We start from the raw sequence: 13,422 nt of genomic DNA on the forward strand, positions 1-13,422 counted from the left end.
GATGATAAGACCTCGTACACTACGCCCCGCGTTCTTACCCCTTGCGTTAGGAGGCGCGCTGCTCGGCGTAACGACTTGCGGTTATGCCGACGATAGCCCCGCAGCCCAGACAGCCTCACCCGATATTTTGCTGGGCCCGCTGTTTAACGATGTGCAAAGCGCCAAACTGTTTCCCGATCAGAAAACCTTTGCTGATGCCGTTCCCAAAAGCGACCCGCTGATGATTCTGGCGGATTACCGGATGCAGCACGCGCAGTCCAGCTTTGACTTACGCCACTTTGTCGAGATGAACTTTACGCTCCCTGCGGAAGGGGAAAAATATGTTCCGCCTGCTGGACAAAGTTTACGTGAGCACATCGACGATCTCTGGCCCGTGCTGACGCGCACCACGGATAAAGCCAGCAACAAATGGGATTCCCTTCTGCCGTTACCCAAACCTTACGTTGTGCCCGGCGGCCGTTTCCGCGAAGTCTACTACTGGGACAGCTATTTCACCATGCTGGGCCTGGCCGAGAGCGAACACTGGGACAAAATCAGCGACATGGTGGATAACTTTGCGTATGAGATTGATACCTTCGGCCACATTCCCAACGGCAACCGCAGCTATTACCTGAGCCGTTCCCAGCCGCCGTTTTTCTCAATGATGGTGGAGCTGCTGGCAACCCACGACAGCGATGCGCTGAAGAAGTACCGCCCGCAGATGGAGAAAGAGTATGCCTACTGGATGGACGGCGTCGACGCCCTTCAGCCGGGGCAGGCTAACAAACGCGTGGTGAAGCTGGACGACGGCGCTATCCTCAACCGCTACTGGGACGACCGCGATACCCCGCGCCCGGAGTCCTGGCTTGACGACGTGAATACCGCCAAAAGTAACCCTAACCGGCCTGCGACCGAGATCTACCGTGATTTGCGTTCCGCTGCGGCCTCGGGCTGGGACTTTAGCTCGCGCTGGATGGACGATCCGCAAAAGCTCGGCACCATCCGAACCACCAGCATTGTCCCCGTGGACCTGAACGCCCTGATGTTCAAGATGGAAAAACTGCTGGCGCGGGCAAGCCAGGAGAGTGGCGACGCCGCCAGCGCAAGTAAATACGAGGCGCTGGCAACGGCGCGTCAGAAAGCCATTGAGAGCCACCTGTGGAATGATAAAGAGGGCTGGTACGCGGATTACGATCTCAAGAGCAAGAAGGTACGCAATCAGCTCACGGCGGCAGCCCTGTTCCCGCTTTACGTGAAGGCGGCCGCGCAGGATCGGGCCGATAAAGTCGCCGCGGCAACCTCGTCGCGCCTGTTGAAGCCGGGCGGTATTGCGACCACCACCGTCAATAGCGGCCAGCAGTGGGATGCGCCAAACGGCTGGGCCCCGCTGCAGTGGGTGGCCGCGGAAGGGCTGCAGAATTACGGACAGGAGAAGGTCTCTATGGACGTGACCTGGCGCTTCCTGAAGAACGTTCAGCATACTTACGACAGGGAAAAGAAACTGGTCGAGAAGTATGACGTGTCGACAACCGGTACGGGCGGCGGCGGCGGTGAGTATCCGCTGCAGGACGGCTTCGGCTGGAGCAACGGCGTGACGCTGAAAATGCTGGATCGGGTCTGTCCGAAAGCAAAACCGTGCGACAGCGTGCCGGAGAATCAGCCTGCGGCGAATGAGGAAGCTGCGCCGGTGAAAGCTGCGGCGCAGTAAGGGTATTGCCGGGTGGCGGCTGCGCCTTACCCGGCCTGCGCGTGCTGGCTCTAATCCTCACAAATTAATGCGAGTAGCCAACAATCCCCTCGCCCCTTTGGGGAGAGGGTTAGGGTGAGGGGAACATACGGCTGCGGTGGTCATTCCGTTCACTTTATGTTCCTTGCTACTCTTTAACGACATGACCTGTGAACGTGCCAGGGTGGCTCAATCGCCACCACCCTGGCTACCCGGGCTCCCGGCGGTAAATCGCCGCTTCGCGGTGCCTTCGTCTTATTCCTTCCGGCTTATCGGGGACGGGCGGAGGTAACGTCCCTGTAAAGCCCGCCCTCTCGGCGCATCCATGCGCCTCGCCCCGGCCTTCAGGAAACGCCTCAGCGATTTACAGCCGGACCATGGCGTCGCTGCGAATAAATCGTTTCACTTTAAAAAACAGAATCGCTTCTGGTTAAAAATTTACTGGAGATCCCTCAGCACCGGGAAAGGGAAACGATCGTCAGAAACTATAACTCGCCCCTAACTGATACGTCCTGTCACGCCCAATCCAGCAGTTGGTCGTGTCGTAGCAGGTCAGCGTCTCTTTATTGGTGATGTTCTGCGCGCTGGCCTTAAGCGTTAGCCCTGCCAGAGAGGGCAGGATTTCGCCCATCCGGTAGGAAGCCGCCAGATCGTACTGCGTGGTGCCGCCCAGTTTACCCGCATCGTTTGCCGGAGAGATTTCCATCGGCCCGGTGTAGCGTGCGCCCGCTCCCAGCATCAGTCCTTTCAGCGGCGTGTTGTCAAAGGTGTAATCCCCCCAGAGGTTGAAGGCATTTTCCGGTACCTGCGTTGGACGTTTGCCTTTGTATTTGTCATCTTCCCGGTTGATCGCGTGGGTGTACGCATAGTTGGCAATCAGCGTCAGGTTGTCCGTCGGACGGCTGATGGCGGAGAGCTCTGCCCCTTTGGATTCCACTTCCCCGGTCTGACGATAGTTCAGGAAGCCCGGATCGGAGGTGACGACATTTTTCTGCCGGATGTTAAACACCGAGGCGGTAAAGGTGGTGGCGTAGTCGGCCAGCAGATATTTCACCCCGCCTTCCACCTGCTTGCTGGTAGTCGGTTTGACGTCTTTCGCCACGAGCGTACCCTGCGGTGACACCGGCGCGAAACCTTCTGAATAGCTGATAAACGGCGAAATCCCGTTATCGAAGGCGTAAAGCGCGCCCAGGCGTTTGGTGACGCGATCCTGCGATACCCAGGCTTTATCACCGTTTTGCAGGTAGTTGGTGGTAACGGAGCGGTAATCGTCGTAGCGCAGGCTGCCCAGCAGGTTGAGGCCGCCAAACTCTACCTGATCCTGTAAGTAATAGCCGTTTTGCTGGTAGCTGAGACGGTTTTTCTGGGCGGTATAGAGCCCCAGCGCGCTTTCCTGGACCTGCGAATAGTCAGGATGCCGCATATCGATGCCCGGCGTCGCCGACGCGTAGCGATAATGGAAATGGGAGTTCAGCTTCTGATAGTCAAACCCGGCCAGCAGGTGGTGTTTCCAGTCGCCAAGGGCAACGGTTTTGGTCACCTGGTTGTCGATGTTGAAGCTCTTAAGGTCTTCATCGGTGGTGTAGGCAAAGCGGTTGAGCTGATACGCCTCGCTTCCCGTCCCTGTCGCGTAGACGCTGCGCTGGTGGGTATCGACATCGAAATAGCGCGCTTTCTGATTAAAGCCCCAGCCGCTGTCAAATTCATGTTCAAAGCTGTAGCCCAGCATCCACTGACGCTGCTTAAACCCGCTCCACTCATCTCCGGCGTAATCGCGCTTGCCCGCATATTTCGAGCGCAGGTAGGCGAGCGGCAGCGGATTAGACGGCGTCAGGCTCGGGGTGTTTTGCGCCAGCGCGTCCAGGGTGAGGCGGGTTTTGCTGTCGGGCTGCCAGGTGACGGACGGCGCAACCAGGTAGTTTTCATACCGGGTAGTGTGCGGCTGATCGTCGTTTTCCGTGGCTTTGCCCAGCAGACGGTAGTTCCAGTCGCTGTCGGCAATCTGCCCGGTTGAATCGAGATAGCCCTCTTTCAGATTACGGTTTCCGGTGTTAACGCCGATTTCGGTTCGGGCTTCCCGCTGCGGTTTTTTACTTTGAATATTCACCAGCCCGCCCGGCGAACCGCCGCCGTAAAGGACCGATGAGGGGCCTTTCAGGATATCAACGCTGTCGATCAGCAGCGGATCGATGCGCGCTTTGGTATTGCCGGTGACGTTATAGGGCAGCTGCAGCCCGTTATAAAACTCCTGGTCAACGGTAAAGCCACGAATTTTATATTCGCTCATGTAGGAGGTATTCCCCCGCACCTCGGTTGAGACGCCCGGGGCATAGCGCAGGATTTCATTCACCGAATTCGCGTGACGCTTTTCAATTTCCGGCGCAGAGAGGGTCGTGATGACCTGCGGCGTTTTACTTTCGGCAACGGCCGATTTCGTGGCGCTGTTCGTCCAGGCAGGCAGCGCGCCGCCCTGCTCTGAGCCCGTGACGACGATGGTGGATTCTTCGGCGAACGCCGGGACCTGCAATGCCAGCGTGACGGCCCCTGCCAGAGCGCAAAGCGTAAAACGTGAGGTATTCATAATGTCGTCTTGTTGTTAGATGCAATACGGAACGACAATTATTATCATTTAGATTAACAAATCAATACTCAGGCAAAAAAAACGGCCCTCCGCAGAGAGCCGTTTACGTCAATTTATGCTCGTCGCAGTAACCTGAATATGCCCAGCACCACAATGGCACCCACGACAGCGACCAGAAAACTGTGCAGGTCGAAACCACTTATGTTGCCTCCAAAGCCAAACATCGTCGCCAGCCAGCCGCCCACAACCGCACCAACGACCCCGAGTACACAGGTCAAAATAAAGCCGCCGCCATCATTTCCCGGCATGATCAGTTTAGCGATAGCGCCAGCAATAAGACCAAAGATAATCCAGGCGATGATACCCATAGCGATGCCCTCTTGCAGGTTTAACGCGTGCGCAGAAAACCTTCTGCACAGCTAACTTAAGTATAGGTCATCGCCGGAAAACCATTTTCATCTCACCGACTTATCTTTGGTTAAACAGGCAAAAAAAACTCACCGGTTTGTATTAAGTTTCATTGCAGATTGCCGATAACGCTAAGACAGTCTGTCATCAATCAAGGAGCCATCCGGCGTGAGTCATTACAGTGAGCAGTTCCTCAAGCAAAATCCGCTGGCTGTATTAGGGGTATTACGCGACCTGCAAAAAGGTGAAGTGCCGCTGCGCATCAGCTGGTCGAATAATCAGTTCATCAGCAAGATCCTTGACGCCTCGCAGGATCGGCTGGTGATTGATTTAGGCAGTCAGGAGTATGAAAACCGCGCGGCGCTGAAAGCGGAGAATATCGCGGTGATGGCCGAAACGCAGGGCGCCAAAGTGGAGTTTGTCCTGTCGCGGCTGGAACTGAGCGAATATCAGGGACTGCCGGCTTTTGTTACCCCGCTTCCGACCAATCTCTGGTTTGTTCAGCGTCGTGAATATTTCCGCATCAGCGCCCCGCTTCACCCCGCCTATTTTTGTAAGGCCAAAATGCCGGACAAAAAAGAGATCCGCTTCCGCCTCTTCGATCTGTCGCTGGGCGGCATGGGCGCGCTGATGGACACGCCGAAACCGGACGGGCTGGTAGAGGGCATGCGGTTTACGCAAATCGAACTGGATATGGGGGGCTGGGGTCGCTTTTATTTCGATGCACAGCTGATTGCCATCAGCGACCGCACCGTCGTGGACAGCAAAAATGAAACCATTACCACGCCGCGTCTGAGCTTCCGTTTCCTGAACGTCGGGCCCGGCGCGGAGCGTGAGCTTCAGCGTATTATCTATTCCCTGGAGCGAGAGGCGCGGGAACGCGCAAATAAGGTCCTGTGAAGAAATCGGGCAGCGTGACCGCCGCCCGTCTGCGGCATTACATGGCATCCATCGCTTTCTGTACTTTCCAGATATAACGAGGCGCCTGTGGTGCCGGGTGATTTTTCGCCACATGTTCAAAGAATTCGTCTTTGTCCATGCCGTTAATCTCTTCTATCGCCTCTTTGCGGTCAGAGGAGAAGGTTCTGAGCAACGCGCCGGCACCGTTAACGTAAGACACCACCAGCGCGTACTGCATCACCTCTGGATCCTTAATCCCCTTCAGCACGCCATGCTCCATGATGCTCAGGTAGGCCGTGCCCATTGAAATGTTACGTTCCGGGTTTTTCAGCTCGCTGGTCGACGGCTGGCCGTTCCACCCCATGTAGCGGTAAACCTCTCTCCCCGCCGTTGACGCTTTAAGCTGCATCAGCCCCACCGCGTTAGATTTGCTGACAAGCGTGGGATTACCGCCGGACTCCACCGCAATGATCGCCGTGATGAGACGCGGGCTGACGCCCCAGGCCTTCCCGGCTTGCTCACTGATCGGCATCCACTGCATGGCCCGTTTCACCGGCACTTCCGGGTTCCAGGGCGGGTTTTGATAATCATGTTTTGAACTACAGCCAGCAAGCAACACAATCAAAAAAGCAAACCATCTCAATTTCACGTCATCTATCCTTATAGCCGGTCATCGCGGTGCGCCGCCTCTTGAAGCAGGCAGCGTATAAGCGGCATGATATAGACAATTAGTTTCTCATTCAGCAAGGAATTGCCATGTCTCAGTTTCATCTCATCGCGCCGTCGGGCTACTGCATTAACCAGGACGCGGCGCAGCGGGGCGTTCAGCGTTTGCTGGAATCTGGCCATCAGGTAGAAAATCAGACGATTATCCCCCGCCGCCAGCAGCGTTTTGCCGGTACCGAAGCGCAGAGGCTGAATGATATCAATAGCCTGGTGAACCTGACGGGCGCAAACCGAATTGTGCTTGCGGTGCGCGGCGGATATGGTGCGAGCCGGCTGCTGGAGAGCATTGACTGGCAGGGGCTGGCGCTGCGCCAGCAGCAGGATCCGCTGCTGATCTGCGGCCACAGCGATTTCACCGTCATCCAGCTTGGGCTGCTGGCCCTGCATAACGTCATCACCTTCAGCGGTCCGATGCTGGCCGGCAACTTCGGCGCACCGGAGCTGGATGCGTTTACCGTGGAACATTTCTGGCGCGCGCTGCGTAACCCCACCTACAGCGTGGAGTGGCAAGGCAATGGACCGCACTGGGAATGTGAAGGTCAGCTCTGGGGCGGCAACCTGGCGATGCTGGTCTCGCTCATCGGCACGCCGTGGATGCCGCAAATCGAGGACGGCATTCTGGTGCTGGAAGATATCAACGAACATCCGTTCCGCGTCGAACGCATGCTCTTGCAGCTTTATCATGCCGGTATTCTTGAACGCCAGTCCGCGGTTGTGCTGGGCAGCTTCAGCGGCTTTGCTCCGAATGACTATGACGCGGGTTACTCCCTGGAGACCATGGTCGACTTCGTTCGCTCGCGGCTGGATATTCCGGTCATCACCGGTCTCGATTTCGGCCACGAGCAGCAAACCGTGACCCTGGCGCTGGGGGCACACGCCACCCTGCTCCACAATGATTCCGGCAGCCGGCTGACCATCAGCGGTCATCCTGTCATAAAGGCATAAAAAAGCCGTTATACCCCCTTAATAAAACGCTGTTGCCGTTGTTAATATGTTAGGGTTTTAGTAACAGCGTTAACATTGAGGTGGGAGTAAGAGAACATTGGATGCCGCAGCGATAATCAGCCTTTTCATTTTGGGTTCCGTCCTTGTAACCAGCAGTATTTTATTAAGTTCATTTTCATCGCGTCTCGGCATACCTATTCTTGTCATTTTCCTCGCCATCGGCATGCTGGCCGGCATTGATGGCATTGGCGGTATCCCATTCGATAACTACCCCTTCGCCTACATGGTGAGTAACCTCGCGCTGGCGGTGATCCTGCTGGACGGCGGGATGCGCACCCAGGCAAGCTCCTTCCGCGTGGCCTTAGGGCCTGCGCTGTCGCTCGCCACGGTCGGCGTGTTGATTACCTCTGGCCTCACCGGAATGATGGCCGCGTGGCTTTTCCATCTCAATATCATGGAAGGTTTGCTGATTGGCGCCATCGTGGGCTCAACCGATGCGGCAGCGGTGTTTTCCCTGCTCGGCGGAAAAGGGCTTAACGAACGCGTCGGCTCCACGCTTGAGATTGAATCCGGCAGTAACGATCCGATGGCGGTATTTCTCACCATTACGCTTATCGAGATGATTCAGCAGCATGAAAGCGGGCTGAGCTGGATGTTTGCGTTACATATCCTGCAGCAGTTCGGCCTGGGGATTGTCATCGGCCTGGCGGGGGGATACCTCTTACAGCAGACGATCAACCGCATCTCGCTGCCCGCGGGGCTTTACCCCCTGCTGGCGCTGAGCGGCGGCATTCTTATTTTTGCCGTCACCACCGCAGTGGACGGCAGCGGTATTCTCGCGGTCTATCTCTGCGGGTTCCTGATGGGCAACCGCCCTATTCGCAACCGCCATGCCATTTTGCAGAACTTCGACGGTCTGGCGTGGCTGGCGCAAATCGGCATGTTCCTGGTTCTGGGCCTGCTGGTTACGCCATCGGACCTGCTGCCGATCGCCGTTCCGGCGCTGCTGCTGTCCGCGTGGATGATCTTCTTCGCCCGTCCGCTGTCGGTGTTTGCCGGCCTACTGCCGTTTCGCGGCTTCAACCTGCGCGAGCGGGTCTTTATCAGCTGGGTGGGCCTGCGCGGCGCGGTGCCGATTATCCTTGCGGTGTTCCCGATGATGGCCGGTCTGGATAACGCGCGGCTGTTCTTTAACGTGGCGTTCTTCGTGGTGCTCATTTCCCTGCTGTTCCAGGGAACCTCGCTCGGGTGGGCGGCGAAAAAAGCCAAAGTGGTGGTCCCGCCCGTGGGCTGGCCGGTCTCCCGCGTGGGGCTCGATATTCATCCGGAGAACCCGTGGGAACAGTTTGTCTATCAGCTGAGCGCCGACAAATGGTGCGTGGGAGCCTCGCTGCGCGATTTGCACATGCCGACCGAAACGCGCATTGCCGCCCTGTTCCGCGATAATGTCCTGCTGCACCCTACCGGCAGCACCCGCCTGCGCGAGGGGGATATTCTCTGCGTTATAGGTCGTGAGCGCGACCTGCCCGCGCTGGGCAAGCTGTTCAGCCAGTCGCCTCCGGTGGCCCTGGACCAGCGCTTCTTCGGCGATTTTATTCTGGAAGCCAGCGCTAAATTTGCGGATGTGGCGCTGATTTACGGTCTGGATGAAGGTGCTGAAGACGGTGATAACCCGCAAACGCTGGGCGAAATCATCCAGCAGCGGCTTGGCGCTGCCCCGGTCGTGGGGGATCAGGTAGAGTTTGCCGGGATGATCTGGACCGTTGCCGAAAAAGAAGATAACGCGGTGCGGAAAGTCGGTTTAAGGCCGATGGAAGAGGAAGCGGAGTAGTTTTTTTGCCGGGTGGCGCTAACGCTTACCCGGCCTGCGTTCGAGGGTTTTGTAGGCCGGGTAAGGCGAAACCGCCACCCGGCGAAAATAAGTTACACCGTCACAACCGGTACTCTTGGTGCCAGCGCGCACATCAATTCATACCCCACCGTGCCCGCCGCGGCAGCCACGTCATCAATTTTGATTTCGTTACCCCACAGCTCGACGGGTGAGCCAATGCCCGCCTGCGGGCATGGCGTCAGGTCAACGGCCAGCATATCCATAGATACGGTGCCCACTGTTCCCGTGCGGACCCCATCGACCCAGACCGGCGTGCCGGTCGGCGCGATGCGCGGGTAGCCGTCGGCATAACCGCCCGCCACGATGCCAATCCGCTGCTCGCCCTTTGCCCGGTAGCGGCTGCCGTAGCCCACCGTGTCCCCGGCCTTCAGCGTCTGCACGCCAATGATTTCACTGCGCAGGGTCATGACCGGCTTCAGGCCGCTGTTGGCGATATCCTGCCACTCGCCAGAGGGAGACGCACCGTACAGAACGATCCCCGGACGCACCCAGTTATAGTGCGCCTCGGGATGCCACAGCGTGGCCGCCGAGTTCGACAGCGAGCGCGGGCAATCCAGCCCTTCAGCCGCCTGCTCAATGCGGACCATGGCATCGGCAATACCGTCAGGTTTTTCCGCGTCGGCAAAATGCGCCATCAGCGTCATTTCGCCCACGTTTTTCATGGCGCGCAGCTGCTGCCAGACCGTATGCACCCGCTCAGGCTGGAAGCCCAGGCGGTTCATGCCGCTGTTCACCTTGAGATAGATATCCAGCGGAGCATGGAGCTTCGCATCCTGGATCGCCTTAATCTGCCAGTTGCTGTGCACGCTGGTGGTCAGCCGGTACTTATCCAGCAGCGGCAGATCGTCCGCATGGAAGAAGCCTTCCAGCAGTAGAATCGGCCCTTTCCAGCCGCGCTCGCGCAGCAGAATGGCCTCTTCCAGATTCAGGAGCGCAAAACCGTCGGTCGCGCTCAGCGCGCTCCAGATACGGTCGATACCGTGGCCGTAGGCATTCGCTTTCACCACCGACCAGACGCGCGACCCCGGAGCCGCCCGACGAACAATTTGCAGATTATCCTTCAGGGCCTGCAGGTTCAGCTGGGCCAGAACAGGACGGGACATGACAACTCCTTAGCTATGCGCGCCGTGCAGGTGCTGTGGACGCGAAGGCGTAAACCCCGATTGATAGCGCGCGGCGCTTAAATCGTCAAACGGAATTGCCGGCGTGCGCCCGGAAATCAGGTCGCTCAGCAGCTGGCCCGATCCGCAGGCCATCGTCCAGCCGAGCGTGCCGTGTCCGGTATTGGTCCACAGGTTTTTGAACGGCGTGCGGCCTACGATCGGCGTGCCGTCCGGGGTCATCGGACGCAGGCCGGTCCAGAACGTCGCCTGCTCAACAAAACCGCCGCGCGGGAAGAGATCGCCCACGACCATCTCCAGCGTTTCACGACGCGGCTGCAGCAGTTCGGTGTTGAAGCCGACAATCTCCGCCATGCCGCCCACGCGAATGCGGTTGTCGAAGCGGGTAATGGCGATTTTGTAGGTTTCGTCCAGAATGGTCGACACCGGGGCGCCGCTCTCTTCTTTCACCGGGATGGTCAGCGAGTAGCCCTTCAGCGGATAAACCGGAATGTCGAGAATGCCTTTCAGCATGGCGGTGGAGTACGAACCAAACGCCATCACGTAGGCATCGGCTTTGATCACCTCGTCGCCGCACTTCACGCCGTAAATTTTTTCCCCTTCCGACAGCAGCTTGTCGACGGAGGTGTTGAAGCGGAACTTCACCCCCGCCTGCTCGCACATTTGCGCCAGACGTTGCGTAAAGAGCTGGCAGTCGCCGGTTTCGTCATTCGGCAGGCGCAGGCCGCCCGTAAGCTTATGCGCCACTTCCGCCAGCGCCGGTTCAACCTGACCAAGCTGGCTGGCTTCCAGCAGCTGGTACGGTACGCCGGCATCTTCCAGCACGGCGATATCGCGGGTGGCATTCTCGTACTGTTGCTCGGTGCGGAACAGCTGCAGCGTCCCGCCCTGGCGGCCTTCGTACTCAATCCCCGTCGACGCGCGCAGCGCTTTCAGACAGTCGCGGCTGTATTCCGCCAGGCGCACCATACGCCCTTTGTTCTCCATGTAGTGGCGGGTGTCGCAGTTGCGCAGCATCTGCCACATCCACTTCAGCTGGAACTGCGTGCCGTCAAGGCTAATGGCCAGCGGCGCATGGCGCTGGAACATCCATTTAATCGCTTTCAGCGGAACGCCCGGCGCAGCCCACGGCGCCGCATACCCCGGAGAGATTTGCCCGGCGTTCGCCGCGCTGGTTTCAAGCGCGGGACCGGATTCACGATCGATAACGGTTACGTCATGTCCCGCCTGACTTAAATACCAGGCGCTGGTTACCCCAACGACACCACTTCCCAGTATGACAACACGCATAGCCACTCCATTATGTGCAAAAGAACAATCTTCTAATTACAGATTGATAACCTAGTTGAAAATATTATTCAACATACGACTTTTTTATGGTGACTTACCTCACACATCCCCCAGCATCAGGGGATAGTGCTAATTTGGGATCTCCTGCTGCGCGTTATTTTTAACCAGCATAATATGCTGAGGCATACCGTTTTTTTGCCGTATCAAAAACGCGAAATCGCAAAGAAAAAATTTCTGCCCCAGCACGCTTTTTAACACGTTGATCTATGCTTGAAAGGAGGCTCTCCAGACAGAGAGAGCACCCACAACGAGGGCGCGCTAATGGCTACTATTGATTCCCTGAACAAGGACAACACACGTCTGAGCGATGGACCCGACTGGACCTTCGAGCTGCTGGATGTTTACCTCGCCGAAATCGACCGGGTCGCAAAGCTGTATCGTCTGGATACCTATCCCCATCAGATTGAAGTCATTACGTCCGAACAGATGATGGACGCCTACTCCAGCGTCGGGATGCCGATTAACTATCCGCACTGGTCGTTTGGCAAAAAATTTATTGAAACGGAGCGGCTATATAAGCACGGCCAGCAGGGGCTGGCGTATGAGATTGTGATTAACTCCAATCCGTGTATTGCCTATTTAATGGAAGAGAACACCATTACCATGCAGGCGCTGGTGATGGCGCACGCCTGCTACGGGCACAACTCCTTTTTCAAGAATAACTACCTGTTCCGCAGCTGGACGGACGCCAGCTCCATCGTCGATTACCTGATCTTCGCCCGTAAATACATTACCGACTGCGAAGAGCGCTACGGCGTGGACGAAGTGGAAAAACTGCTCGACTCCTGCCACGCGCTGATGAACTACGGCGTGGACCGCTACAAACGTCCGCAGAAAATCTCCCTGCAGGAGGAGAAAGCCCGGCAGAAGAGCCGCGAAGAGTACCTGCAAAGCCAGGTGAACATGCTGTGGCGAACCCTGCCGAAGCGTGAGGAGGAAAAAACGATCGCCGAAGCGCGTCGCTATCCGTCCGAGCCGCAGGAAAACCTGCTCTATTTTATGGAGAAGAACGCCCCGCTGCTGGAGCCGTGGCAGCGTGAGATCCTGCGCATCGTGCGCAAGGTGAGCCAGTATTTTTATCCGCAAAAGCAGACGCAGGTGATGAACGAAGGCTGGGCGACCTTCTGGCACTACACCATTCTTAACCATCTGTACGACGAGGGAAAAGTGACCGAGCGGTTCATGATGGAATTCCTCCACAGCCATACCAACGTGGTGTTCCAGCCGCCCTACAACAGCCCGTGGTACAGTGGGATTAACCCGTATGCGCTTGGCTTCGCCATGTTCCAGGACATCAAGCGCATCTGCCAGTCGCCGACGGAAGAAGACAAGTACTGGTTCCCGGATATCGCCGGTTCTGACTGGCTGGAAACGCTGCACTTTGCGATGCGCGACTTTAAGGATGAGAGCTTCATCAGCCAGTTTATGTCGCCGAAGATCATGCGTGATTTCCGCTTCTTCACCGTGCTGGACGACGACCGCAACAACTATCTGGAGATCTCCGCAATCCACAACGAAGAGGGATACCGTGAGATCCGCTCTCGCCTCTCTTCCCAGTACAACCTGAGCAACCTTGAGCCGAATATTCAGGTATGGAACGTCGATTTGCGCGGCGACCGCTCTCTGACGCTGCGCTATATCCCCCACAATCGCGCGCCGCTGGATAAAGGGCGCAAAGAGGTGCTGAAGCACGTTCATCGCCTGTGGGGCTTTGACGTGCAGCTGGAGCAGCAGAATGAAGACGGGAGCGTCGAGCTGCTGGAACGTTGCCCGGCGCGGTTGAATACGCTGTAGT

At 57.4% G+C, this 13,422-nt stretch carries 10 protein-coding genes; 5 read left to right on the plus strand and 5 right to left on the minus strand.

What is annotated here, in order from left to right:
• Position 1: 1 nt before the first annotated feature.
• Positions 2–1,687, plus strand: coding sequence for an alpha,alpha-trehalase (locus NWV12_RS13115; RefSeq protein ID WP_048980948.1), 1,686 nt, complete (start codon positions 2–4; stop codon positions 1,685–1,687).
• A gap of 496 nt (positions 1,688–2,183) precedes the next feature.
• On the opposite strand, the gene NWV12_RS13120 is transcribed toward NWV12_RS13115, so the two are convergent.
• Both NWV12_RS13120 and NWV12_RS13125 read right to left on the minus strand, forming a co-directional pair.
• A complete protein-coding gene (locus tag NWV12_RS13120) occupies positions 2,184–4,286 on the minus strand; it encodes a TonB-dependent siderophore receptor (protein WP_048979612.1) in 2,103 nt (700 codons plus the stop codon).
• 113 nt (positions 4,287–4,399) lie between these two features.
• Positions 4,400–4,654 carry a GlsB/YeaQ/YmgE family stress response membrane protein gene (locus tag NWV12_RS13125; protein ID WP_008502662.1) on the minus strand — a complete coding sequence of 85 codons (255 nt, stop codon included), beginning with the start codon at positions 4,652–4,654 and terminating at the stop codon, positions 4,400–4,402.
• 208 nt (positions 4,655–4,862) lie between these two features.
• On the opposite strand from NWV12_RS13125, the gene NWV12_RS13130 reads away from it, so the two are divergent.
• A complete protein-coding gene (locus NWV12_RS13130; protein WP_023312174.1) occupies positions 4,863–5,594 on the plus strand; it encodes a flagellar brake protein in 732 nt (243 codons plus the stop codon).
• A gap of 37 nt (positions 5,595–5,631) precedes the next feature.
• On the opposite strand, the gene emtA is transcribed toward NWV12_RS13130, so the two are convergent.
• Complete coding sequence (gene emtA, locus NWV12_RS13135) at positions 5,632–6,243, minus strand: membrane-bound lytic murein transglycosylase EmtA (RefSeq protein WP_048979610.1); 612 nt, start codon at positions 6,241–6,243, stop codon at positions 5,632–5,634.
• Between the two features lie 107 nt (positions 6,244–6,350).
• On the opposite strand from emtA, the gene ldcA reads away from it, so the two are divergent.
• Both ldcA and NWV12_RS13145 read left to right on the plus strand, forming a co-directional pair.
• Positions 6,351–7,265, plus strand: a complete 915-nt coding sequence (gene ldcA / locus NWV12_RS13140; RefSeq protein ID WP_048979609.1) for a muramoyltetrapeptide carboxypeptidase — start codon at positions 6,351–6,353, stop codon at positions 7,263–7,265.
• Between the two features lie 97 nt (positions 7,266–7,362).
• Entirely contained in the window at positions 7,363–9,096 is a 1,734-nt protein-coding gene (locus NWV12_RS13145; RefSeq protein WP_023312177.1) for a potassium/proton antiporter, read from the plus strand.
• Between the two features lie 92 nt (positions 9,097–9,188).
• Here NWV12_RS13145 and dadX read toward each other — a convergent pair whose 3' ends face one another.
• Positions 9,189–10,259, minus strand: a complete 1,071-nt coding sequence (gene dadX / locus NWV12_RS13150; protein WP_048979608.1) for a catabolic alanine racemase DadX — start codon at positions 10,257–10,259, stop codon at positions 9,189–9,191.
• Positions 10,260–10,268: 9 nt separating this feature from the next.
• Positions 10,269–11,567: a D-amino acid dehydrogenase gene (locus tag NWV12_RS13155; RefSeq protein WP_032658462.1), complete on the minus strand. Its 1,299-nt coding sequence runs from the start codon at positions 11,565–11,567 to the stop codon at positions 10,269–10,271.
• A 321-nt stretch (positions 11,568–11,888) separates the two neighbouring features.
• On the opposite strand from NWV12_RS13155, the gene NWV12_RS13160 reads away from it, so the two are divergent.
• Positions 11,889–13,421, plus strand: coding sequence for a SpoVR family protein (locus NWV12_RS13160; RefSeq protein WP_023293929.1), 1,533 nt, complete (start codon positions 11,889–11,891; stop codon positions 13,419–13,421).
• The last annotated feature ends 1 nt before the right edge of the window (position 13,422 follow it).

It is taken from the genome of Enterobacter sp. Crenshaw, assembly GCF_024734705.1.
Classification (GTDB): Bacteria; Pseudomonadota; Gammaproteobacteria; order Enterobacterales; family Enterobacteriaceae; genus Enterobacter; species Enterobacter asburiae_B.